Origin of the sequence: Pseudomonas sp. D47, from assembly GCF_045447305.1 — a bacterium.
GTDB lineage: Bacteria > Pseudomonadota > Gammaproteobacteria > Pseudomonadales > Pseudomonadaceae > Aquipseudomonas.
On record NZ_JBJGXU010000080.1, the window covers coordinates 1 to 21,299 of the forward strand.

26 protein-coding genes and 1 pseudogene are annotated in these 21,299 nt (G+C 55.2%); 22 read left to right on the forward strand and 5 right to left on the reverse strand.

Annotated elements, in window-relative coordinates:
* The 9 genes from ACI77I_RS28905 to ACI77I_RS28945 all read left to right on the forward strand — a co-directional run.
* On the forward strand, window positions 1-287 hold a 287-nt coding region (locus ACI77I_RS28905; RefSeq protein WP_406999563.1), incomplete at its 5' end, for a hypothetical protein.
* Window positions 284-652, forward strand: a complete 369-nt coding sequence (locus ACI77I_RS28910; protein ID WP_076962001.1) for a hypothetical protein — start codon at window positions 284-286, stop codon at window positions 650-652. The genes ACI77I_RS28905 and ACI77I_RS28910, both read left to right, overlap by 4 nt.
* Before the next feature lie 233 nt (window positions 653-885).
* Window positions 886-1,056, forward strand: a complete 171-nt coding sequence (locus ACI77I_RS28915; protein WP_406999565.1) for a hypothetical protein — start codon at window positions 886-888, stop codon at window positions 1,054-1,056.
* Window positions 1,057-1,067: 11 nt separating this feature from the next.
* Window positions 1,068-1,796 (forward strand): hypothetical protein, encoded by a 729-nt coding sequence (locus tag ACI77I_RS28920; RefSeq protein ID WP_406999567.1) that lies wholly within the window; start codon window positions 1,068-1,070, stop codon window positions 1,794-1,796.
* Between the two features lie 116 nt (window positions 1,797-1,912).
* Complete coding sequence (locus ACI77I_RS28925) at window positions 1,913-2,317, forward strand: hypothetical protein (protein ID WP_406999569.1); 405 nt, start codon at window positions 1,913-1,915, stop codon at window positions 2,315-2,317.
* Window positions 2,318-2,510: 193 nt separating this feature from the next.
* Window positions 2,511-2,969 (forward strand): hypothetical protein, encoded by a 459-nt coding sequence (locus ACI77I_RS28930; RefSeq protein ID WP_406999571.1) that lies wholly within the window; start codon window positions 2,511-2,513, stop codon window positions 2,967-2,969.
* Between the two features lie 134 nt (window positions 2,970-3,103).
* Window positions 3,104-3,724, forward strand: coding sequence for a hypothetical protein (locus ACI77I_RS28935; protein WP_406999573.1), 621 nt, complete (start codon window positions 3,104-3,106; stop codon window positions 3,722-3,724).
* A 113-nt stretch (window positions 3,725-3,837) separates the two neighbouring features.
* Window positions 3,838-4,341, forward strand: a complete 504-nt coding sequence (locus ACI77I_RS28940; RefSeq protein ID WP_406999575.1) for a zinc ribbon domain-containing protein — start codon at window positions 3,838-3,840, stop codon at window positions 4,339-4,341.
* A gap of 122 nt (window positions 4,342-4,463) precedes the next feature.
* The gene (locus ACI77I_RS28945) at window positions 4,464-5,063 is read left to right on the forward strand and encodes a hypothetical protein (protein ID WP_406999577.1); all 600 of its coding nucleotides are present in this window, start codon (window positions 4,464-4,466) and stop codon (window positions 5,061-5,063) included.
* Between the two features lie 46 nt (window positions 5,064-5,109).
* Here ACI77I_RS28945 and ACI77I_RS28950 read toward each other — a convergent pair whose 3' ends face one another.
* A complete protein-coding gene (locus ACI77I_RS28950; protein ID WP_083360333.1) occupies window positions 5,110-5,367 on the reverse strand; it encodes a hypothetical protein in 258 nt (85 codons plus the stop codon).
* A gap of 515 nt (window positions 5,368-5,882) precedes the next feature.
* Here ACI77I_RS28950 and ACI77I_RS28955 point away from each other — a divergent pair.
* The 4 genes from ACI77I_RS28955 (at window position 5,883) to ACI77I_RS28970 (ending at window position 8,153) form a co-directional block, all read left to right on the forward strand.
* Complete coding sequence (locus ACI77I_RS28955) at window positions 5,883-6,275, forward strand: DUF2846 domain-containing protein (RefSeq protein WP_169876735.1); 393 nt, start codon at window positions 5,883-5,885, stop codon at window positions 6,273-6,275.
* A gap of 199 nt (window positions 6,276-6,474) precedes the next feature.
* Window positions 6,475-7,263 carry a signal peptidase I gene (lepB, locus tag ACI77I_RS28960; RefSeq protein ID WP_083355850.1) on the forward strand — a complete coding sequence of 263 codons (789 nt, stop codon included), beginning with the start codon at window positions 6,475-6,477 and terminating at the stop codon, window positions 7,261-7,263.
* 14 nt (window positions 7,264-7,277) lie between these two features.
* Window positions 7,278-7,694: a hypothetical protein gene (locus ACI77I_RS28965; protein WP_406999579.1), complete on the forward strand. Its 417-nt coding sequence runs from the start codon at window positions 7,278-7,280 to the stop codon at window positions 7,692-7,694.
* A gap of 60 nt (window positions 7,695-7,754) precedes the next feature.
* Window positions 7,755-8,153: a hypothetical protein gene (locus ACI77I_RS28970; RefSeq protein WP_130908816.1), complete on the forward strand. Its 399-nt coding sequence runs from the start codon at window positions 7,755-7,757 to the stop codon at window positions 8,151-8,153.
* A 148-nt stretch (window positions 8,154-8,301) separates the two neighbouring features.
* Here ACI77I_RS28970 and ACI77I_RS28975 read toward each other — a convergent pair whose 3' ends face one another.
* Both ACI77I_RS28975 and ACI77I_RS28980 read right to left on the reverse strand, forming a co-directional pair.
* On the reverse strand, window positions 8,302-8,889 hold the full coding sequence (locus tag ACI77I_RS28975; RefSeq protein ID WP_083355847.1) for a hypothetical protein: 588 nt from the start codon (window positions 8,887-8,889) through the stop codon (window positions 8,302-8,304).
* A gap of 16 nt (window positions 8,890-8,905) precedes the next feature.
* Complete coding sequence (locus ACI77I_RS28980) at window positions 8,906-9,517, reverse strand: hypothetical protein (RefSeq protein ID WP_406999582.1); 612 nt, start codon at window positions 9,515-9,517, stop codon at window positions 8,906-8,908.
* Between the two features lie 172 nt (window positions 9,518-9,689).
* Between ACI77I_RS28980 and ACI77I_RS28985 the strand changes: the two genes are divergently transcribed.
* Genes ACI77I_RS28985 through ACI77I_RS29000 form a run of 4 tightly spaced genes read left to right on the forward strand, consistent with a single transcriptional unit; the run spans window position 9,690 to window position 12,032 of the window.
* Window positions 9,690-10,271, forward strand: a complete 582-nt coding sequence (locus ACI77I_RS28985; RefSeq protein ID WP_083355845.1) for a hypothetical protein — start codon at window positions 9,690-9,692, stop codon at window positions 10,269-10,271.
* A 41-nt stretch (window positions 10,272-10,312) separates the two neighbouring features.
* The gene (locus ACI77I_RS28990) at window positions 10,313-10,993 is read left to right on the forward strand and encodes a CsgG/HfaB family protein (protein WP_406999584.1); all 681 of its coding nucleotides are present in this window, start codon (window positions 10,313-10,315) and stop codon (window positions 10,991-10,993) included.
* A 29-nt stretch (window positions 10,994-11,022) separates the two neighbouring features.
* The gene (locus ACI77I_RS28995; RefSeq protein ID WP_406999586.1) at window positions 11,023-11,385 is read left to right on the forward strand and encodes a DUF4810 domain-containing protein; all 363 of its coding nucleotides are present in this window, start codon (window positions 11,023-11,025) and stop codon (window positions 11,383-11,385) included.
* Entirely contained in the window at window positions 11,382-12,032 is a 651-nt protein-coding gene (locus ACI77I_RS29000) for a DUF799 domain-containing protein (protein ID WP_242153798.1), read from the forward strand. The genes ACI77I_RS28995 and ACI77I_RS29000 overlap by 4 nt, the downstream gene beginning before the upstream one ends.
* A 62-nt stretch (window positions 12,033-12,094) precedes the next feature.
* Here ACI77I_RS29000 and ACI77I_RS29005 read toward each other — a convergent pair whose 3' ends face one another.
* Window positions 12,095-13,816, reverse strand: a complete 1,722-nt coding sequence (locus ACI77I_RS29005) for a M10 family metallopeptidase C-terminal domain-containing protein (RefSeq protein WP_406999588.1) — start codon at window positions 13,814-13,816, stop codon at window positions 12,095-12,097.
* Window positions 13,817-14,267: 451 nt separating this feature from the next.
* Between ACI77I_RS29005 and ACI77I_RS29010 the strand changes: the two genes are divergently transcribed.
* The 3 genes from ACI77I_RS29010 (at window position 14,268) to ACI77I_RS29020 (ending at window position 17,230) form a co-directional block, all read left to right on the forward strand.
* Window positions 14,268-15,908 carry a vWA domain-containing protein gene (locus tag ACI77I_RS29010; RefSeq protein WP_406999590.1) on the forward strand — a complete coding sequence of 547 codons (1,641 nt, stop codon included), beginning with the start codon at window positions 14,268-14,270 and terminating at the stop codon, window positions 15,906-15,908.
* A 156-nt stretch (window positions 15,909-16,064) separates the two neighbouring features.
* Window positions 16,065-16,637 (forward strand): RNA polymerase sigma factor, encoded by a 573-nt coding sequence (locus tag ACI77I_RS29015; protein WP_242153804.1) that lies wholly within the window; start codon window positions 16,065-16,067, stop codon window positions 16,635-16,637.
* The gene (locus ACI77I_RS29020; protein WP_406999592.1) at window positions 16,634-17,230 is read left to right on the forward strand and encodes a hypothetical protein; all 597 of its coding nucleotides are present in this window, start codon (window positions 16,634-16,636) and stop codon (window positions 17,228-17,230) included. Before ACI77I_RS29015 ends, ACI77I_RS29020 begins: the two co-directional genes overlap by 4 nt.
* 239 nt (window positions 17,231-17,469) lie before the next feature.
* Here ACI77I_RS29020 and ACI77I_RS29025 read toward each other — a convergent pair whose 3' ends face one another.
* Window positions 17,470-18,120: a hypothetical protein gene (locus ACI77I_RS29025; RefSeq protein ID WP_406999594.1), complete on the reverse strand. Its 651-nt coding sequence runs from the start codon at window positions 18,118-18,120 to the stop codon at window positions 17,470-17,472.
* A 962-nt stretch (window positions 18,121-19,082) separates the two neighbouring features.
* On the opposite strand from ACI77I_RS29025, the pseudogene ACI77I_RS29030 reads away from it, so the two are divergent.
* Window positions 19,083-19,166: pseudogene (locus ACI77I_RS29030) on the forward strand (SEC-C metal-binding domain-containing protein); the annotation flags it as partial.
* Window positions 19,167-20,743: 1,577 nt separating this feature from the next.
* Window positions 20,744-21,262, forward strand: coding sequence for a transcriptional regulator (locus ACI77I_RS29035; RefSeq protein ID WP_406999596.1), 519 nt, complete (start codon window positions 20,744-20,746; stop codon window positions 21,260-21,262).
* The last annotated feature ends 37 nt before the right edge of the window (window positions 21,263-21,299 follow it).

Sequence of the window (21,299 nt, forward strand, 5' to 3'; positions counted from 1 at the left end):
GTGATGAAGCGGTCCAGCACTTTGGAAAGCATGGTTCAGAGTTGATGGGGGCATTTGGCCGGAGTTCTTATAATCTTAAAAACTATCTAGATGATGCAAATAATGTAATTAAAAACGGAACATTTGTTCCGGAAATGAATGGGTATGTAAGGCTGATTGGCGGCGAAGGAAGTGCTAAATATGGGTTTGTAGGTCTGGATAGGACAACAGGAAATATAACTACATTCCATGTTAAGTCTGTAAGTGAGCTGGCAAGAAAAGCACCTAGTTTAGGGTTTTCTAAATGATCGTTAAGCGGTGTGAATGGATTTCTAAAGATGCGCAAGAGGCAATGCTGACAATTGGTGATGAAAATTTTGAGTGCGTGGCTTTTTCTCATCCATGCAGCATGCAGGTGGGGGATCGCCTGCGCGAGCCTTTGCTTGCCATCTCGATTAGGGGAGTAACCAAGGCGGAATTGAATGCTCAGCCAGTCATGCAACGTTTAGGTGAGAGTTTTGCTCATGAGTTTCTGGCTGAGGTGATTGATCTAAAAGAGCGGTTAGTGGTGGTTGGCTCAGTTGTCGTTGAATTAGATGATGTTTTGCCCGGAGAAATTAGCGTCGGCGATTTGATTCGGTTTTCCTGTGGTCGTCTTGACGTGATTTCTTAGCTGGTGCAAAAGGTCTCGCATCGAATCTTCCAGAGGTTTGGAGTCTTAAACCGACTAAACGAGGGGTAGACATTGAGTCACACCTTGCTAAAACTGAGTATTCACCACAGGCCGGCTGGTACAACGTAGGAGCCGAAAGAAATGGGTACTTCCCGCTTGTTGATTTTCAGAATGGTAATACGCTCGTTAGTCTGAAGTCCGTAGATACGGCAGGAAGTACGTGGTTAGGCCGAATGCAAGATCATATTGTCGATTTAGGGACAAACGGCGCGAAAGTTAATGGTGTGCCAGCTAATATGGTACTTGATCTGCGAGTTCAGCCTGGTGGTTCGGCCGCTGCTAAGTCGCTTATCGAGTTTGGTCGTGAATATAATGTCAAAGTGATTGTTAAAGAGTTCAAGTGAGGCCTGAAAAGATGAAGCGGTTCAAATTTGTTTTTGATGTTGAGTCGATCAGTGGTTTGCAGGTGCTGGCCTTGGTTAGAGAGTTTTTAAATAAGGTTTACTCTCCCGCAGCATTTTTTCTGCATGGGGTTAAGACTGATATCAAAACGCTTGAAAAGGAAATACTGAAGAAAAAATCATGGCCTAGTGGTTTGGTCTCTAGTGGATTTGAACTCCGATTCGGGTTGCTTCCAGCGCTGGGTTATTGCTTTTTAGTATTAGAAGAGTTAGAGAGTCATAACAATGCTCAGTTGGAAGAGGAAATAGAGGCTATTCTCGGCATGGAAGGTTTTATTCAGGCATGGGTTTCTGATGTTGAATATGATTTCTGGCAGAATGCTACCGACCCTCTAGAGTATGAAGGCTCGGGTCGCTCTCTTTCAGGTCTTCCTATGAGGTCTAATGGGTTGCCTCCTCCCTTGGACCAAATGGAAATTGATATATCAGAAAACCCTGGCCGTAGCGTGCACAGGCAAGGTTACATTGAGGCAATTGGAAGCACCATGTGGCTGGGCGATCTCTTCTGGAAGAGAGTTGGTATGGATAGACTTGTCATTATTTCGTTATTGAAAAAACAGGGATTTAAAGTTTGTGATCACGGTAGTTTTTTTAAAGTTATAACATCTGATGATGTTTTTTCTGATGATTCAACCCTAGGGAAGCAACGTGCGCTTAGGCAACTTTTATTTGGATTGAAGTGACAGTCCGGATGCTCCAAGCGGCAGTGGGAAAGGGAGTGGGATAGAAGGGGGCGAATGTATTTAATTGAAGTGCTTTGTCGTTTAAATAAAACCGTCCTTTTATAGTCGTGGAAAATATGAAGCTCGAAGCCGAGAATAGTCCTGTAATAGCTGGTGTTAGTCATGTGCAGCTTATAAAAACGCTAAAAAAATTAAAAAGCTACGGTCCTAGCTCATTCGCATGCATTACTGACGATGACGGTAACTACGTGCAAGTGGCTGGAGGCAGATTTACTTGTTTTATTGAGCGATATGACGCTAAAAATAAAAAGCTGTATAGAGGTTATCATTCAAATTCCAGCACAAACTTTGAAGATGGAACTTTGCTATCGTTTGGAGGGGGGTGTGTTGAATTAAAGAAAGATGAGTGGTTTAATATTGATGAGGTGATTGAGGTTTTTTCTCTGTTTAGCCAGAATCAGGATTTGCCAGAAAATGTTTACTGGCGCGAGATAAACGTTTTGAGTCAGAGTGGCAATTGAGTAAATGTAGGGGAAAGGAGGCAGATTTATTTAATTGAAATGCTTTGTCATTTAAATAAATCTGCCCCCTTGTTCAGTTTTTCGTGACGTAGATAGACTGAGAGTGAGTTTGACTCGCCAAGGTTACGACTCGGGTTTGTGGATGAAAGCATTCAAAAATCGTTCAATGAAATCATGAGGCTGGGGTTGAGTAATGAACATGTGGTCAGATTTTGTTCAGGCTCTTGGTCAAGATGAGGACGGGCCAATAGTGAAGGCGTTATGCCTGAAAGTTGGTGAGCCGCTGGAAATTTCAGAGACGCCGGATAGCTATAATGATCCGCTGGGAAAGACGCGTTATTATAAGTTTTTCAAATTAGGTATGGAGTTTGGGTTTCGTTTAGGGAAGTTGAATCACATTCATTTTTTTGTGCAGGGTCATGAAGGGTATTCAGCTTGCAAGGCGGATGTACTTGATCGAAAGGCTCAAGCATGGAATGCTCAAGATATTATTTGCGAGTTAGGCCCTGCTGATAATTCTGCACCAGGCAGACTCGATATATTAATTGGTTATGTTCAACAGTGGTTTAAGTATGATTTCGAGACGTATGCTCTACGTTTGGAGTTTTCCGAGGGTGGAGAGTTGTGGAAGGCATCACTAATATCAAATTGATCAAGTGGAAAGTTGGCCAAGTTTATATGAGTGAAATGTTTGGCTGTTTAAACAAAACCGTCCTATTTGTTGACGCCGGTTTGATCATTTAGCAGCGGTAGAAAAACCATAGCAGCAGAAAAGGAACTTCGACAATGAAATATGGGAACCTATACCGAAAAGGTCTTTACCTAGTCATCCTGTTCAATTTCACGCTATTAACAGGCTGCTCAGGCATTCCCTACGAAAAGCCCGAGGACCAGATTTCCATCCAAAAGGACCTTTCCGTAAGGCCTGACGAGATTGTCACGATGACTCAGGTGACTTGGTGCACCTATCCTTATGGTGACATGACACCGTGTCATCCACAGGACGCACTGGCGGTACAGACGCGCACAAAACTGATACTTGTCAGTTATAGCAGTCAGCACTATAAACCCGACTTAACAGTCATGGTCAGTGACGTCATGTGCGCTCACCTCTTCGAGTCCAGAGAGACCTCACCAAATTTCTACTTATTCACCCAAGAGTATGCGCTGCAGGTTTGGACAGTCGATGTGCACAATAAACCGGATATGAAGAAAAAAAAGCTCATGCTCGACGTCATGGTGCCGGACGGAAAAAAAGCCTATGTGGGGCCAGAGGGTAATTTTGTGGAAGCTACCGGGCGGACCAGTGAGACAACTTATGTTTCGAGGTCTCCTGCCATTGTCTATACAACCAATACAGAGATCATGCAGATGATCAATCCTTGTGGCCGGGAGCTTAAAAAATGAAAAGGGGACGATTTATCTAATCGAAATGCTCCGCCAGTTAAGTAATTCGGCCCACTGTTCTTCCTTTACCTGCTTGTTCAACAGGCGCACCACTCACTCAAACAAGGAAGTCTATGGGTACCTCACTCCCCTTCTGGCTCATTATCGCAGCCGTCACGGCTTACGTTGCAAGCACACGCGGGCGCTCAGGTCCCCGGTGGTTTGCGATCTCGCTCTTCCTTTCCGCGTTCGCCCTGGTCGCTGTGTTGTTAATGCCCCGGCTGGCAAAGACCGGTGTTGACGCCTTGGTGCACCCGGACCTGCGGCCTTGCCCAGCCTGCAACCAATCCATCCAGGCGGCGGCCTTTCGCTGTAAGCACTGCGGGGCGCAAGTGGAGCCGATTGCCTTGAGAGATCGCAGCGGTTGGGTAGCGCGTATGACGGCCGATACGGATGAGGCGTTTGAGCGGATGGCGGCACAGATGGCGCTCATCGATGTGCCGACAGTGCTTGATGAGCCGCCACACCTTTACGCAGGACCGTTTGAGGAAAAGGCCGAGGCGCAAAACGTACTCAAATTCCTGAAGTCTGAACACGGCTTGGATGGGCTGGTGACGTGGCGGTCGGTGGCGCGATAACACGAGATATAGCCGTTAAATGCGAAAATAGGGGAGGCTTATCTAATTGTCGAACGTCCTCTGTCGCTTAAGTAAATCCGCTTCCCTTATTGCAGCAAATACACACGAACGGACGGTAATAAATGTCTATCAACAAAGACTGGGTTCCTGGGTTCGGCGAGATCGTTACATGGTTCGCCATGGACAAGGCAGGCGCAATCGCCGTGATGGTGAATAACTGCTTTGGCGGTTTGCCGGCCGTGGTGTTAGCGCTGCCTGATGTAGAGTCGAAGTTGGATCGATTGAGCGAATACCTGTGGGAGGAGTCTGCCGAGTTCGATACCTACCCTGAGAGCAAACAGGGTGAAACGATACTTGGCCTGTATTCCGCTCGCACCTATCGGCACCTTGCCCGAAGAGCAGACGTAGAAGCATTCATCGGTGAGCGCTCGTCAGCGGAGTTGGCGTTGACGGAATATAACGTGCCGTCGATCAAAGGGTTCTATGTTTATCATGGGGTGGAAGGCAGCGTGCCCAATGAAGATTACCCGGTGGGCTATCAGGGGCAGAGCCAGATAGGGGATTATTTCAGGTATTTGCTGCCCACTATTACGGCGAGCATTGAGGATATACCTGCGCCACTCAGAGGGTGCATCGCGGTGTGTGAGTCGTTTGAATTTTCTGAACTGTCTTTTTGGTCCAGCGATTGGGTTGATGCGTATTTTCGTCAGTTGTATGGGTGACGTTGCGCGTATCAGTTGGGCGGCGCCAGGGCCGCCCGGCTTTTACTCAGGATGGATCGGCATGGAGCCTGCGCATGATGACATCAAGCAAATCACACCCATCGCGCAGCGGAATAGCCAGCAATTGGGCGAAGTCTTGAAGCACCACAGCATCGCTGCTGAGCTGTTCGCGAAAGGCCAGGTTTTCCAGCAGTTGGGTAACGGCTCGAATCCGGTACACGGCGGCGTCGTGGAGGACGTCGAGGGGCGCACAGGTGTCGATGAGCAGAGCGGGGACGGTGCTGTCGTGGCCCGTAAGGGGCATGTATTGGTTCATTTTCAGTTCTCTGTTAGTGGATTAAGCCACCACTCATTCGTCGCCAAACGAAAGGGTGGCAGCTGTACGCAGGTTGGCGAACCGGCAACAGAGAAAACCGGCAGACCCGAAGGTCTCCCGCGCACAGCCGCCATAACATGCACAGCTTTGCGGGTGCAAAAACACCTGCATAGAAGCGGGTTGCTTTTGCACTCTGTTGTCAGGTCGCCAAACCTGATCGCCATTTGGGCGACGGGCCGGACTATAAGCCCCGCGCCCAAACCCACGCAAGGCATCAAAGTACTGGCCCACGTTCATTGCCTCATGTCTTCAGCCCCATGGCCGACACACTGGCGATGATTAAACGCATCAAAGCACCCGCGCCGGTCAATCGCCGTCGCATCAACCCGCTCTACCGTTACACCACAAGGAAGAAGTACATGATCAAGTTGTTCTGCAAAGCTGCTGTTGTATTGTCCCTGGCCACGCTGTTTGGCTGCTCCTCGACACCGTCGGTAGAGAAAATGCAGGCGGACGTGGCGAACTACTCGCTGCCCAAGGCTGCTGTCGCCGACAAAGGCCTGGTGTACGTGGTACGCCCAAGCAACGTGGGGATGATGGTGCGGTTCAACGTGTTCCTGGATGACAAGGAAGCCGACTCGGAGATGGGTTACAACCGCGGCAACCAGTACATTTATTTCTTCGTGACGCCGGGCCAGCACGTGATCAGCTCCAAAGCTGAAAACTGGGCCGACATGCCGATCAACGTCAAGGCCGGTGAGGTGGTTTACCTCAAGCAGGAAGTCGAAATGGGCTTCGCCGTGGCACGCAACAGCCTCAAAGTGCTGAGCGATGTGGAAGGCCGTTATCTGGTCAAGGATGCGTCCTTGGGCACCGTGGCAAAAGAAAGCAAGTGAGTTAAAAACGCTTGAGGCGGTCGGGCTCCAGGCTCGGCCGCTCACGTATTGCACCGACCCTGAGGCATTGCGCCGCGCGCTCAGGGGTATCACGCAGATCTCCAGTGGGTATCTGGTGAAAGAACTCAAATAAGCCCACACGTCAGTAACCTGCCGCGTAAAAAGCTCACGGAATGAATCCTGTCATCAAGGATGATCAATGAAATCCAGCAAGTTCTCCCTTCTCGCCTTCCTGATGTCCTGCCTGGTCGTCGGCTGGGGGTTGGTGTATGTCGGCCGCATCAAATGGGGCATTCGGGTTGCGGCGTTGCTGTATGTCGGCGTGGTGTTGCTGGGGGTCACCGGGTTGGCCGCCACGCCTGTCGGGCTCTACGTGCTCTTGGCGTTCATCATCCTCGTCAAGCTGGCCTCCGCGATTGCCTCCGCGGTGCTGGCCCGCCGTTACGACGGCCCACCGGGCGTGCCACGCAAGCGTTTCCATGTACTGTACGTCGGCGTGCTGATCGCGATCACCTTGCTGATATTTGACGCGTTTCGCGCGCCGCTACTGGGTTTCAAAAACTATTACATACCCTCGGGCTCGATGATTCCTACGCTGTCGATCGGTGATTACATCGTGTCCGACTTGCGCCCCGGCGCACCCAAGGCCGGCGATATCGTGGTGTATCGCTGGAACGGCACCGAGGCGGTCAAGCGTGTGGCTGGTGTCGGCGGCGACACGCTGGCGATCGTCAACGGCGAGCTGATCCGCAATGGCGAAAACCTGGGGTTGTTCCACGCCCCGGCCGAGCGGGTGAAGAAGGACTACTCCTTGACACTGGCGCCGTTTTTGGTCGAGCCGGGGCACGTGTACCTGTTGGGCGACAACCGCGATGTGAGCAATGACAGCCGCTTCATGGGCCAGGTGGCTGTTGAGGATGTGGTCGGCAAAGTCACCGGCATCTGGTTCTCGAATGAACCGGTGCGCATTGGTACGAGGTTCCCATGACGCGTGAGGTTTCAATGGCAAGTTTAGCGGTAATAGGGTGGCGGTTGGCGCAGGTGATTTGCCTGCTGCTGATGTTCGTCAGTGCCAGCGTCTCTATGGTGGCGTGGGCCTACTTCGACAGCTCCACTGCCGGCGCTTTCGGCTCGGCGCTGGGTGTTTTCCTGATGGGCGCCATTGGGCTGCTGTTCGCGTTTGTATTTGAGCGCACGCGCACGCCCCGGGCCACGGCGCGCTATATGGCGACGCGTTTGGCGGTGGTGCTCATGCTGGCAGCGGGCGCGGCGTACCTGGTCGACTCGGTGTGGTTTGCACCTGAGCGCGACGCGCTCGACGAGAGCCTGGAGGGGGCGAGCTGTGGCGAGTACACCGGCACTGTCGTGAAAGGCTGGGAGCCATTTTGCGCGCAGAAGCGTGAGCGGGAGTCGAAATAAACCTATCAGATGGCGGCGGAAAAACCGGCGCTGCACTCTCATGTGAGGATCGGTCAGGCTATGAGCGACTCTGCAATGATTATCTGCTCTGCTGAAATAAATGAGCGCACGTTTGCGGCGTTTATCGAGTCGTTAGGTGGATTCGCCAGTGCTGGCAAACCCGCTCGTGGGTCGATCAGTCAGGATGAGGGCGATTTATACCTGGCGCTGTTAACCGTTGAGCAGTGGGCTGATTTTTATGCTGAGCAGGATGTGTTTGAGTGGGCCGAGCACTTGGGCGCGCAGCCTCAAAGCCTGATCGAAATCCAGTTAGGGCACGCCCGCGGTTCCAGGGCGCTTTGTGACTGGTTCGTTTATGAGTTCGGCCGCATATGGCACTGCATCTTGAGTGATGTTGACGCGGTGAGCCTTTCGTACGCGCAAGTGCGCGCGCGATATCTTCGGATCAGCGCGCCTTAGAAAAGCGCCTCGCAACGTCCCACCCAGCCGCCAGGCCCGCAGTGGGTGGGCCATGCTCGCTCCGAACAAGGCGCGTGCCCGGCCGATACGCCGGGCATACATCAGCAAGCGCCCTCGCCATAGGTCGCGATCCCTGCGTTCGAAGGCGTTACAGCAACTTGCGCTGCACCGCCTCATCCAACGTGCTGCGCGTCAGCGCTTCAACCACTTCACCGGTATTGGCCTGGAACGGAATACCCACGATCAGCACCAGGTGCATCCAGGTGCGCACCGATTCGCTTTTCTTGACCCGGCCCAGCTCTTTGCCGTCCTTGTCCTTGAACACGGTCTCCAGGGTGAAGGTATTTTTCGCCGTGGACGGGATGATGAAGAACGTGACACCGGTGATGATCGCCGAGGCCATGCTGAACTGTTCGTTGTTGTACAGCGTGGCGTCGGCGTAGATGTCCGAGTCGACCTTATCAGTGCTCACCCGCGCAAAGCGGTTGGACTGGCGGAACGCATCGGCCACGGACTTTTCCCAGAGGGCCGCCGGCGCGCCAGCGGTGGCGTTGCCGGGGCCGCCGTTGACCTGGCTCAGCGCTGTGGTGCGCACGTAAGCGGTCGGCTTTTGTGCCGGCGCATTGGCGGTCGGCGGCCAGGTTTGCACCGGTGGCAGTTCGTGTTGCGAGTAGGACACGCAGCCGGTCAGTAAGACGGCGGCGAGTACCAGGCTGTGCTTGATCAATCCTTGCATGTGTTGTTCCTTGAATTCAGGGTTTGGCCAGTTTGGCGGTGGCAGTGTCGAGCAGTTGCGCGATGAGGGTGTTCAGTTGCTGGGCGCCCATGGACGGTGCCCAGTATTCGCGGCCGTACAGGCCCACGTTGTGTTCGAACTTGAGGTCTTCCTTGGCCGTGGCCAGTTCTTTGCCGTTGCGGTCGACGATCACCAGGTCGCCGGCCACCTCGAAGCTGTCCACATAGATCGGCCCGTTGACCCAGATCCAGATCGTCAGCGTCAGCAAGGCGCCGGGGATGTAGGCCGGGTGCGGCGCGCGATGGCCTTTGAGCGAGGTCATGTTGAACTTGAGCACCACGTCGTTCTCTTCAAGACGGGTGGGGTACTCGGTGACTTGCTTGAAGTAGCCCGCTGTGCGTACGTACTGGTTGAGCTGGGCGGTGAGCGAGCGGCTGATCGCGGTTTTGTTGGCGTCATTGACGTCGGCGGCGTTCACCGCCACATCGGCGATTTGCGCGCTGCGCGGGCTGCTGCTAGTGGCGGGGTGGAGCGGGGCGCCAATGGGGCCGGTGACGGTATAAGAGACGCAGCCGGTCATCGACAGCGTCGCGATCAGCGCCGCAGCGCGGCAGAGGGTGTTCAGCACAAAATTTCCCTATTAATGAACGAACCAAGTCAGGGTCTCGACCGGGCGGTCGATAACTTGAGGCGTGTGCGTGACTGCAAGACAGTCACCGAAACAGCTTGAGAAGCCCTCTCAACCCCGTAAAATACCGCGATTGTTTAAAGCACGATACTTTTCAGGGATGAAATCAGACATGCGCGCGTTCGTTATATGCCTCGCCCTCTGCTTCATGGCGGGCTGCGCCTCCAAGCCGGATTACTACATTTCACCGGCGCCGGTCACCATTCCCAAGACGGCTACGTATTGGCTCGATACGTTCAACGTTGAGGTGAGGGGCGAGAGTAAGCACTTCATGCCTGATGACAAGGTCCGCCAGGAACTCGGCGTCGATCTGGTCAATCGCCTGCTTAACGCCAAGCGTTACGCCACCAGTAAGCAAACCGCCGATTACTTGCTGGACGTGGATATCGTCTACGTGCGCCATATCATCGACTCCAACGGTGGGCTGTCCAACCTGGTGGTCAGCGACGGCACCATCCTGCAAAGCATCGATTTTGGCTACAAGGTCAAGGTCAAGAAAGCGGATGCCGAGGTGCTTCACTTCGCCCAGAACCGGCCCGGCCTGGTACCCAACAATTGGCGGGGCCAGCCACAGCAATGGAAGACCATTGGCGGCATTATCACCAACACCGGTAATTCCAGTGTCGAGCGATATTTCACTGGCGGGCTGAGCGACTACATCCTTGATGATCTGCGCGATATTCCGTCCCGCTAGCGTTACCTGCTGCACCCGATTTCTCACTCTAGGAGCACCCTGTGAAAACACTGTCCAAAATCCTGCTGTCGGGCCTTACCGCCGCAGCGCTGCTGACCGTGGCCGGTTGTGCCACGGAGAGCAACCGCGCGATGCCGGTTGAGCAAGTCGCCAGCGCCAACATCGCCTATTCCGGCGTGCGCGTACCCATTGCCGTGGGCAAGTTCGATAACCGCTCCAGCTACATGCGCGGCATCTTCTCCGACGGCGTTGACCGTCTCGGTGGCCAGGCCAAGACCATCCTGATCACCCACCTGCAGCAAACCAACCGCTTCAGCGTGCTGGACCGCGACAACATGGGCGAAATATCCCAGGAAGCCGCGATCAAAGGCACCGTGCAAAAGCTTAAAGGTGCTGACTACGTGGTGACGGGTGACGTGACCGAGTTCGGCCGCAAAGAAACCGGCGACCGCCAGTTATTCGGCATTCTCGGCCGTGGCAAAACCCAAGTGGCTTACGCCAAAGTCGCGTTGAACATCGTCAACATCAGCACCTCCGAAGTGGTGTATTCCACCCAGGGCGCTGGTGAATACGCCCTGTCGAACCGTGAAGTCATCGGCTTTGGCGGCACTGCAAGCTACGACTCCACCCTCAATGGCAAGGTCCTGGACCTGGCCATGCGCGAAGCTATCAACCGCCTCGTCGACGGCATCAATGCCGGCGCCTGGAACCCGCGCAACTGATCAGCAGCACCTCAAGGAGCAGTACACGGATGAGCAAGGCAGTTAAGTTGGCGCTGATGCTGACAGCAATCGCGACGGTCGCCGGGTGCCACACGGCGCCCCAACCCCTGTATCAATGGGAAAGCTACCAGCCGCAGGTTTACGAGTACTTCAAGGGCGAGCCCAAGGAAGCACAGGTAGAGGCGCTGGAACGCGACCTGCAAAAGATCAACGCCAGTGGCCGCAAGGCTCCGCCGGGTTACCACGCGCACCTGGGCATGCTGTACATGACCATGGGCAACGATGACCAGATGGTGCAGGAGTTCCGCACCGAGAAGGCGCTGTTCCCCGAGTCTGCTTCCTACATGGACTTTCTGCTGAAAAACGCCAAGACCGGAGTCGCCACTAAATGAGCCTGTTAAAACTCACCGGCGCCTTGCTGGCCCTGGCTTTGCTCGGCGGTTGCGCAGCGCCCAAGACCATTGATTACACGGCATACAAACAGGCGCGGCCGAAGTCGATCCTGGTACTGCCGCCGATCAATGAGTCACCGGAAGTGCAGGCGTCCTACAGCATGGTGTCGCAGGTCACCTACCCGTTGGCCGAAGCTGGCTATTACGTGTTGCCGATTGCCCTGGTGGACGAAACCTTCCGCCAGAACGGCCTGACCACCGCCAACGATATCCAGGGCGTGCCTCCGGCCAAACTGCATGACATTTTTGGTGCGGACGCGGCGCTGTACATCACCGTGAGTGAGTACGGCACCAAGTACATGCTGATCTCCAGCGACACCAGCGTGACGGCCTCGGCCAAACTGGTGGACCTGCGCACCGGCACCACCTTGTGGACCGGTTCGGCGCGGGCCTCCAGTGAGGAAGGCAACAACAACAGCGGCGGCCTGGTGGGCATGCTGATCACGGCGGCGGTCAAGCAAGTGATCAACAGCTCCACTGATGCGGCGCACCCGATTGCCGGTATCACCAGTGCGCGCCTGCTGTCGGCGGGGCAGCGCACCGGGATTCTGTACGGCCCACGTAACCCGAAGTACGGCACCGACTGATTTGCCTGTGCCTGCGTGAAAAGCGTTTGCTGGCCCTCACAGGCCAGCATCACGCATCGCCGTCAGTGCACAATGATGTCTTTGGGCCTGATCAGTTGCGTACTTTTCATCAGGAAGTCCGTGGTGCGGTTGCCGGTCAGGTCGATGGCGATGAAGTAGCGGCCGCTTTGCGGGTTGTAGGTCACCCGGGTATCGCCAATGCGCCCGGTAAACTCTTCGACGAGCGTGAGGCGCGTGTTGGCCTCCTTCTCCACCCCGCGAAGGTCAATACTGTCAGTGCCGGTGGTGAAATCCGTCAGTAACCGAGCATTGAAAAAGGTCGAATCGCGGGCGCTGTTGAAGACGAAACGCGGTTCTGACACTGGGTTACTCACGCGTGGCTGAGCGCGCGTCGTAGGCGCTGGGGGCAGGCTACGTGTTGTTACCCTGCCAGCTCTGTGGGGCACGAGGTCACTTGGCCTGACTTGCCCATGGGTCTTGATAAACAAGTCAGCTCTGCCATTGCCGTTGAGGTCGATGGACACGGAGCCCATGCCGCTTCTTTCATCGTAGGTGAGCAGCGCCTCACCCGCTTTGCCGCTCCAGGCATTCACAACGGACAGTGAGGACAGGCCCGCATTCCTCAGCGCCTGCGTCACGTCGATCTTGTCGCTGCCGCTAGTGAAATCCATGATCTCATCCGGGTTTTGCGGCGTGGAATCGCTGGCGTGGTTATACACAAAACTATCGGCACCGCCGCCGCCGCGTAATCGATCGGCGCCGCCGCCACCGGTGAGTCGGTTAATCTGGTCGTTACCGATCAGCGCATCATGGCCTGAACCCCCTATCGCATTTTCGATGGTGACGCCCCGGGCGATAGAGACATTGCCCCGGCCGTGGCCCACATCTGAGAACGAACCGGCCTTGAGGTTGATGACTTGGTTAGTGCCATAGCCCGAGACGTCCAGCGTGTCGTTGCCAGCGCCGTCCCAGATGCAAAAAGCAGCAGCGTCACGGTTGCTCCGCAGCGAGTAGTAGTCCCTTCCGGTGTTGGAGTTGAAACCGTAGGTGTTGTTTTCTCTGCGGGTTTGATAGTTGGCGCCATAGTTTTGTTGGATGGCACTGATGTCATCCATCATGGGGGCATTGGGTATGACGCCCATACGTTTGCCACTGTCTTCAGCAAGGAAGTAGCTCATGACGGTGTGGGCTTTAGAGTCCTGTGCATAAACACGGTCTGAATGGCTCCATTTGCCGCTGGCATCGTATTTCCCCGGGTGAGTCAGGCCGAGGGTGTGACCGATTTCGTGAGTCATCACATGGCGAGCCAGAAAGCCCGGATTGTAAGTGGTATCGCCGCTGTCGTGATAAGGGCCGGGATAAGCGCCCCGTGCGCCGGGTTCGTCAGAAAGTCGGAAGGTCAAGCGTCCTTCGGCTTGCCCGCCGTTTTCAGTGAAGGCCAGATTCGCCACATCGCTCCAGGATTGGATGGAGCGCCGGGCGTCTTGTTTTTGGTATTCGTCGAATCCGCCGGCCAAGAAGGAATAGGAAATTTCGGTCTTATTATTTTGGTTCCAATCCCTCCATTTATACGCGCCCCGTGTGAGCTGCTCTACAGCCCGCTGTTTATCAAAGGACTGCCTGTTGGCTCTGCTGATGTATGGGTCGTTTTCGCGCAGGGTGGCGTCATAATTACCCCCATTAGTATTACTGCTTGCGCCTGGTGCGTCCCAACGGCGATTCGCTTGAGCGTTTTGCTGTTGAGGCGCACGCACAAAACGGTGGGCGCGCGCAGGTTGAGTCAATGGCCGGTAGATCGTCCGAAAAGAGGCCGGGCGAGAAGTTCCTTGGGCCTGTTGGGCGGCATCCGGTTGGGGGGGAAAGAAAGGCGCTCTGAAATCTATTCTCAACGTGATAATTCCCAGTGTTTATTTGTTGTTCTCCCTACATAAAAAGTTCGCAAACTCCGTTGCGCTAAGCGCAAAGCTGGCAGCGTTAGAAGAAATTTCCAAAGACCAATATGTGACTGAGTAAATCTTTAGCGTCTGGTTTATAACGGCATGAAGTGACTAGATTTTTATACCCGTGCTGCTTGTTCTCAACGTTTAGGCTCGTCACAGCTAGGGGCGCAATAGGAGGCTGATTTGTCTTACGTGTTTGTGGCGATTTCCCAAAAAGGTGCCGGTCATTAACCCGAACCTATGAGGCCTCGCGTCCTACCTTGTGATCGCATTATTCATTCACGAGGTTAAGCCAATGTCCCGCCCTCTTTTGCACGTGCGTCCTGTCGCCCAGGGCTTCACCGTTACCTTGCTGGTTGCACTGGCCGGTTGTGGGTTGACTTCTTCCCGTGATGTCGCCAAGCCTGAGCACGCTGCACCTGTCGCAGAACTGCAAAGCGAACCTGTGCAGGGTGCGCTGAGCAAACGTATGCCGATGCCTGCGCCGATGGCCATGCGCCTGATGAGTCAGGATTCGGCCGCGATGGCCTACCGCAGCGAGCCCCGCGAGCAATACGCAAACCTGCCGGACAACCCGGTGCATCGTGTTGCCGAAACCCCCGTCTCGACGTTCAGTGTCGATGTCGACACCGGCAGTTATGCCAACGTAAGACGCTTCCTCAACCAGGGGCGCCTACCGCCTGAAGGTGCTGTGCGACTGGAGGAAATGGTCAATTACTTCCCCTACGACTACGCCCGACCCACCGACGGCTCGCCCTTTGGCGTGACCACCGAAGTCGCCACCACGCCGTGGAACCCGCACACCCAACTGCTGCGCATCGGCATCAAGGCATCCGACCGCGCGGTGGCTGACCTGGCGCCGGCCAACTTGGTGTTCCTGGTGGATGTGTCCGGCTCCATGGACCGCCGCGAAGGTTTGCCGCTGGTCAAAAGCACGCTGAAATTGCTGGTGGACCAGCTCCGCGACCAAGACCGTGTGTCGCTGGTGGTCTATGCCGGTGAGTCTCGCGTAGTGCTCGAACCTACGTCCGGCCGCGACAAAACCAAGATCCGTAACGCCATCGACCAACTCACGGCGGGCGGCTCCACGGCGGGCGCGTCCGGCATCGAGCTGGCCTACCAGATGGCCCGCACAGGCTTTATCGACAAAGGCATCAACCGCATCCTGCTGGCCACCGACGGTGACTTCAATGTGGGCGTCAGCGACTTCGACAGCCTCAAGCAAATGGCCGCCGACCAGCGTAAAAGCGGCGTGTCCCTGACCACCCTGGGCTTCGGTGTGGATAACTACAACGAACACCTGATGGAACAACTGGCCGACGCAGGCGATGGCAATTACGCCTACATCGACAACCTGCGTGAAGCGCGAAAAGTGCTCGTGGATCAGCTCAGCTCAACCCTGGCCGTTGTTGCGCGGGATGTGAAATGGCAGGTGGAATTCAACCCCGCCAAGGTCAGCGAATACCGGCTGCTGGGCTATGAAAACCGCGCCTTGAAACGTGAGGATTTCAACAACGACAAAGTCGATGCCGGCGAGATCGGCGCAGGGCATACCGTGACCGCGCTGTACGAAATTGTGCCGAAGGGCCAGAAGGGCTGGCTGGAGCCTTTGCGCTACGCCGCTGCACCTGCGGCGCAAAACACCTCCACTGAGTTGGCGATGCTGCGCGTGCGCTACAAACCGGCGGCGGGCGGTGACAGCCAGCTGATTGAGCGGCCCATCAGCACCGAGTCGACCAAAGCCAGCGATGATCTGCGCTTCTCGGCGGCCGTTGCAGCCTTCGCCCAACAGCTCAAGGGCGATGGCCGCTACACTGGCAGCATGAGCCTGCAGGACACCGCCGCACTGGCCCGCTCAGCCCGAGGCGATGACCCGTTCGGCCTGCGCAGCGAGTTCGTGCAATTGGTGGAGTTGGCGCAGAGCCTCAAGCACTAATCATTGGGTCCAATGAAGATCTAATGTGGGAGCCGGGCTTGCCCGCGATAGCGGTGGGCCAGGCGACATCTGCGGTACTGACCGACCGCTATCGCGGGCAAGCCCGGCTCCCACAATTCAAGGGTTTCAACGTCTAGAAAGGAGTTCGCCACCTACATGGCCGTTCCAGATGATTCACCCAGCGACGAATCGCTGCTGGCCCGCTACCGAGCCGGTGACGGTGCCGCGTTCGAGCTTTTGTACGCGCGGCACCGCCAAGGCCTGTACCGGTTCCTGGTGTCCCTGAGCAACAAAGCCGAACTGGCCGAAGAGGTTTATCAGGAGACCTGGCTCAGCCTGATCCGCAGCAGCACCCAGCCCCAAGGCCGGGCGAGTTTTCGTACGTGGCTGTTCCAGATTGCCCGCAACCGCCTGATCGACCACTGGCGCAAGCACGGCGTGCACAACCCATTGCACGACAGCTACGATGAGCAACTGCACGCCCAGCCCGACGACAGCGCCGGCCCCGAGCAGCAACTGAGCCTGAGCCGCGACCAGGCGCGCCTCGACGCCGCGCTGCAGGACTTGCCCGAAGACCAGCGCGAAGTCTTCCTGCTGCGCCTGCACGGCGACCTTGAGGTGCCGCAAATCGCCGCCCTCACCCAAGCGCCGCTGGAAACCGTAAAAAGCCGCCTGCGTTACGCCCAGCAGAAACTGCGCCGCCTGCTGGCCGAGGAGATACCCGCATGACCGACTCCCGACACACCCAGGACCCGGACGACGTGTTACTCCAACACTTTCGTCAACACAGCACAGGCGAACCGCCTGCGTCCCTCGACGCCTTCATCCTCAACACCGCCCGCCGCGAAGCCCCGGCGCCACAGCCAAGCCTGTGGCAACGCTGGCTGCACGCCTGCCGCCAGCCACGCTGGCAGATGGCATTCGCCACCGTCGCAGGCGTGGCACTGATGATCGGCGTGGTAATGCGCTCGCCAATGCCACAACCCGAGTTATCCACCGCGACGTTCTCTGCGCCTCAGCAGGAAGCCGCACGCCCGGTGGTCCAAGCGTATTCGGCGCCTGCACCTGCGCCCATGGCCCGGATGGCCGCCGCACCGCCGGTTCAGGCTGAGGTCGCCGGCGCGTTGGCGGATGAGCCGGCGGCGAAACTCAGCAAGCGTGCGGCGGTTGCGCTGCCATCGTTGGAGCAGGGGCTGCAGGAGATTGTGAATCTGCGTCTGGCTGGGGAGAGCAGAGCGGCGGATGAGAAGCTGCTGGCGTTGCATAAGCGCTTTCCCAAGGAAGACTTGCCGGCGCGGTTGGAGGCGTTGCAGAGGCGTTAAATCGATGCCCACAAAAAAGCCCCAGGCCTTTCGACCTGGGGCTTTTTCGTCGGTATCTGGTGCCCCGGCGTCGTTTGAACTGAGCAGTCATATGCCCGCGTTTACTGGGTCTTCCTGATGGTCCGCCGGTTAGGCATACACATGGGCATACACCAGTTAAATTGCTGGAGTACATATTCATCTTGGAATGCAGCTGTTTGCCGTGTCGCGGCAACCGGTTCACCAATGCAAATACTTACTCAATATTCGCCGCGATATTCCCTTTCCATCTCGTGTTTAAATTGGAGTTGTTCGTCAACTACGCAGCCAGCCCCTGAAAGCATCGTTGCGATTTTCTCAATTACCTCACGCACGTTCCGAAGGTTAATGGTCGCGAGGCCAGGCAGCGACGGCTTCCCATCTCTGTCCTCTGGATAGCGAAATGCCTGAGACGTAGGGTCTATCGATGCAAATTCGTCGATGAGGCGGCCTGCTTCTTTTAGCTTCTCAACTGAATCACCTGGTGCTATTTCAGCTAGGAGGGAGTAACAGATCGCCCACAGTTTTCCGATATGGTGATCTTTCGGAAAGCCTTTCTCCTTACCGATGACTGACCTACCCATCTGAATGAGCTCTTTGAGCTGTAGTTCCAGATACTGTCGGTATAGAAATAAAATAGGGTAGACCTGAGTGTCTTGACCTGAGCTGCGCTCCTCAATGCGCTGAACCAGAATATCGGCAGCGTCCTTGTACCCTGACGCATAAAGCGTCCAACGATACCCTCCTCCCCAATTTACACACGCGTTGTTCCACCAGTCCTCCTGTGACTTAAACAGTCCGTCTTCTGAGGACGGGAACGCGGACGGTCGTATGAAAAAATCAGGGTCAAGCAAAGAGTCTGGATCGCTCATTTTGAAGCCTCAATTAGGGGGGGCGAGTGGCGAGTATAGAAGCTCAGTCGAAGCTCTGGAAAAGTGACGAGCGCTGTAAGCTTTCATTCGCGCTAGCTGTCCGATGTGGTTTCCTGGTTGCTCAGAGCGAGTGATGTACCAAGCAGGCAGCAAAAAATTTGCCGGGGCCCCTGGAGAGTTTTGCTAGGTACGGGGCATGAAACCCGCGGGATCGAGTTAGTGGGAGGCATTGGAAGTTACTGAAATTTCAATCGTTGAAATTGAAAGGATCTTGAAGAAAAAGGGCCATCGTTACAGCTTCGGTAAAGATGGCTGTATCTGTTGCTGATAGTGAACACCTGCATAGCGTCAACCAAGGTAATGGGTGTCAACCACGTCAACCTGTCAACCAACTTAAAAAATCCAGCCGCTAACACGAACGCGCGGGTTCTATGCCCCGTGTCTAGCCGAAATGCCCAGGGTCCCCAGCGACTTTACGATTCATAGGGCAAATGCACTGGTGAACAGCAGTTCACCCGGTTCACCTGTTCACTAAGCTGGGCACCTTTTCGCTGACACGATCACGCGGGTTTCCTACCCCGTGCCGAATCAACATGCGTAGGGCCCCCCCCCGGGTTTCTAGGCAAAACCAGGAGCATGATTGATCTCGCCGCGCTGGGGGGCATTTCAGAAGGGGCTCGGGGGGATACCGTTAAAAAACGGTGTTACGGGTGTTACGCGTGTTACCTGTATGTATAACTATATGATTTTAAACGATTTATATGGTGTTACACGGATGTGTTTCATTTATCGATAGACGTGTTACGTGGCAAATAGGTGTTACATCAATAACTGCTCAGGGAGGGGCGGTTTATGATGATTAAGACGACTGTCATCGCATCAGAGCCCTTCGCTTTGAAGTGTCGCTATCGGCCTAAGCGGCCATTTCGTGGCACTCAATTTCATCCTCTAGGAGGCCTACACGGATGCGCAACAAGCCTGGCCGAAATGATCCCTGCCCTTGCGGTAGCGGCCGCAAGCTCAAAAAATGCCATGGGTCCATCAACAATCTCGAAATAGTGCTGAAGCTGAATGGACCGCGCATGCGACAGGAGATACAGATGACACTTGCTCGTCATGAAGCCCAAGAGTTTCAGAGGCGTGAGCAGCAGGGCCTCGGTAGGCCGATCATTTCCGCTGAGTTCCATGATCACAGAATCATAGCCGTCGGTCAGACGATGCATTTCTCGCAGAAGTGGAAAACGTTTCACGACTTCCTGAACGACTACCCGAAGATCGTCTTGGGTAGTGAATGGTGGATGTCTGAGGGAAGTAAGCCTCCAGAAGAGCGTCATCGTATTCTCACCTGGGCGGTCCGCTGCTATGAGCACTCGAAAGCTCATATGGAACAGGTGGGGACAGGTGTCCCGCAGCCGATGACGGGGGCTATTGGTGCCTATATGCGCTTCGCATATGACCTTTACAGCCTGAAGCACGCCATCGAGGTCCAGAAGCTGCTTATCGACCGAATCAAGTGCCCTAAGAACTTCCCCGGCGCGTTGTACGAGGTACGGGTCGCCGCCGCCCTGATTCGGGCAGGCTTCAACCTGCAGCCCCAAGATGAAACTGACAGACGTACTACTCACGTTGAGTTCATCGCTACGGACACTAAGTCCGGTGCGATCTACGCAGTTGAGGCCAAGCGACGAGAAGGGGGGCGGATGAAAATCAACAGGCAAATGAATCGCGCTTTGAGCAAAAAGTCGGATCATCCTCGCATTGTTTTCATTGACACAAACGACGGACGCCTGGAACTGGGCAGAGGCCAGCCTAACCCTGTAGCGCTTGTGGAGGCTGAAAACCTCTTAAAGCTATACGAGCGAGACCCTACTGGGCAAAAGCTTCCGCAGGCATATGTCATAGTCACCTTCGATCCAGAGGAGCATCACCTTGATGCCATTGATCTGCCTTCCGGATTGCTGCTATGGGGCTTCCACCTCGAAGATCTTCACCCTGGGCTGAAAAACCTGCTTCAGCAGGTCAAAATTAGGCGCCGGCATGCGCCCGTCTTTGCGCTGCTGGAGTCGATGCAGAAGCACCGGCGCATTCCCGCTACGTTCGATGGAGAGGCCGAGTCGTTCTCTGGTGGAATTCCCAAGGCACGGCTACAGGTTGGTCAGCGGATGGAGGTACCAGGACCTAATGGGACGCAAATCGAGGCGACGCTAGAGAATTGCGTCGTCATGCCAAAGTCGGGAGAGGCATTTTGTATCGCTTGTAGCGACGATCAGCAGCGCTTCATAGTCAAGATTCCGTTGACGGATGATGAACTAAAGGCCCATGCCCAGCACCCTAAGACCTTCTTTGGAGTTATTGATAGGAATGCTGGCCGCTCTTGTCCGAAGACTGACCTGGACTGGTTCGACTTCCTCTGGGAAACATACTCGAGCAGCACAAAAGAGAAACTGATCGAGCTCATGGACCATGTACCCGACGTTGAACGATTGAACGAGATGACCCAAGAGGACTTGGCCGACGAATATTGCGTTCGAATGGCAAGCGCAATGGTGGAAGCCCATATAGAAATGATGTGACTCATTCTCCGACGCTATCGACACTTTTTCGGCGCTATTGAGGAACAGCTATGAACGATATTCCCAAGACACTTTCGGAGACTCATCCGCATCTCAGCGGCTTCATGGACTTCCTTGCCGACTTTAACAAAGAGACGGAGCGCGGAACTGCATTGGCTGCTGCAGCAATGCTCGATGAGCAGCTTGCTCGGATCATCGAGTCCTTCCTCATCCCTAACAAAGGAAGTAAGTCTCTCATTGACGGCTTCAATGCGCCGCTTGGAACATTCTCCGCACGCATCGCTTCCTCGTTCGCCTTGGGCCTTTTATCTGAAGTCGAGTACAGGGAATGCGAGTTGATCCGAAAGGTACGAAACGAATTTGCGCATCAAATCAAGGTTTCATTTAAGAGTGAAAAGGTCGCGAGTCTCTGTGCGCTACTGCAGCTTTCGGCGAAAAGCTATGGCGATGTTCACGTTGACACCAGAGGCCAGTTCACCTCCGCGGCAGTCGCGCTGATCTTGAATTTGACGAATCGCCCACACTACGTTGGGCAGAAGCGGTTACAGGTAGAGAACTGGAAGACGTAGCCCTTGCTTTCATTACCGGGCTCACCCATACCAGTGG

Bases quoted from the DNA above. Each gene is read 5' to 3' on its own strand.
- ACI77I_RS28910 (WP_076962001.1), top strand. From the start codon at position 284: ATGATCGTTAAGCGGTGTGAATGGATTTCTAAAGATGCGCAAGAGGCA.
- ACI77I_RS28915 (WP_406999565.1), top strand. From the start codon at position 886: ATGCAAGATCATATTGTCGATTTAGGGACAAACGGCGCGAAAGTTAAT.
- ACI77I_RS28920 (WP_406999567.1), top strand. From the start codon at position 1,068: ATGAAGCGGTTCAAATTTGTTTTTGATGTTGAGTCGATCAGTGGTTTG.
- ACI77I_RS28925 (WP_406999569.1), top strand. From the start codon at position 1,913: ATGAAGCTCGAAGCCGAGAATAGTCCTGTAATAGCTGGTGTTAGTCAT.
- ACI77I_RS28930 (WP_406999571.1), top strand. From the start codon at position 2,511: ATGAACATGTGGTCAGATTTTGTTCAGGCTCTTGGTCAAGATGAGGAC.
- ACI77I_RS28935 (WP_406999573.1), top strand. From the start codon at position 3,104: ATGAAATATGGGAACCTATACCGAAAAGGTCTTTACCTAGTCATCCTG.
- ACI77I_RS28940 (WP_406999575.1), top strand. From the start codon at position 3,838: ATGGGTACCTCACTCCCCTTCTGGCTCATTATCGCAGCCGTCACGGCT.
- ACI77I_RS28945 (WP_406999577.1), top strand. From the start codon at position 4,464: ATGTCTATCAACAAAGACTGGGTTCCTGGGTTCGGCGAGATCGTTACA.
- ACI77I_RS28950 (WP_083360333.1), bottom strand. From the start codon at position 5,367: ATGCCCCTTACGGGCCACGACAGCACCGTCCCCGCTCTGCTCATCGAC.
- ACI77I_RS28955 (WP_169876735.1), top strand. From the start codon at position 5,883: ATGCAGGCGGACGTGGCGAACTACTCGCTGCCCAAGGCTGCTGTCGCC.
- lepB (WP_083355850.1), top strand. From the start codon at position 6,475: ATGAAATCCAGCAAGTTCTCCCTTCTCGCCTTCCTGATGTCCTGCCTG.
- ACI77I_RS28965 (WP_406999579.1), top strand. From the start codon at position 7,278: ATGGCAAGTTTAGCGGTAATAGGGTGGCGGTTGGCGCAGGTGATTTGC.
- ACI77I_RS28970 (WP_130908816.1), top strand. From the start codon at position 7,755: ATGAGCGACTCTGCAATGATTATCTGCTCTGCTGAAATAAATGAGCGC.
- ACI77I_RS28975 (WP_083355847.1), bottom strand. From the start codon at position 8,889: ATGCAAGGATTGATCAAGCACAGCCTGGTACTCGCCGCCGTCTTACTG.
- ACI77I_RS28985 (WP_083355845.1), top strand. From the start codon at position 9,690: ATGCGCGCGTTCGTTATATGCCTCGCCCTCTGCTTCATGGCGGGCTGC.
- ACI77I_RS28995 (WP_406999586.1), top strand. From the start codon at position 11,023: ATGAGCAAGGCAGTTAAGTTGGCGCTGATGCTGACAGCAATCGCGACG.
- ACI77I_RS29000 (WP_242153798.1), top strand. From the start codon at position 11,382: ATGAGCCTGTTAAAACTCACCGGCGCCTTGCTGGCCCTGGCTTTGCTC.
- ACI77I_RS29010 (WP_406999590.1), top strand. From the start codon at position 14,268: ATGTCCCGCCCTCTTTTGCACGTGCGTCCTGTCGCCCAGGGCTTCACC.
- ACI77I_RS29015 (WP_242153804.1), top strand. From the start codon at position 16,065: ATGGCCGTTCCAGATGATTCACCCAGCGACGAATCGCTGCTGGCCCGC.
- ACI77I_RS29020 (WP_406999592.1), top strand. From the start codon at position 16,634: ATGACCGACTCCCGACACACCCAGGACCCGGACGACGTGTTACTCCAA.
- ACI77I_RS29025 (WP_406999594.1), bottom strand. From the start codon at position 18,120: ATGAGCGATCCAGACTCTTTGCTTGACCCTGATTTTTTCATACGACCG.
- ACI77I_RS29035 (WP_406999596.1), top strand. From the start codon at position 20,744: ATGAACGATATTCCCAAGACACTTTCGGAGACTCATCCGCATCTCAGC.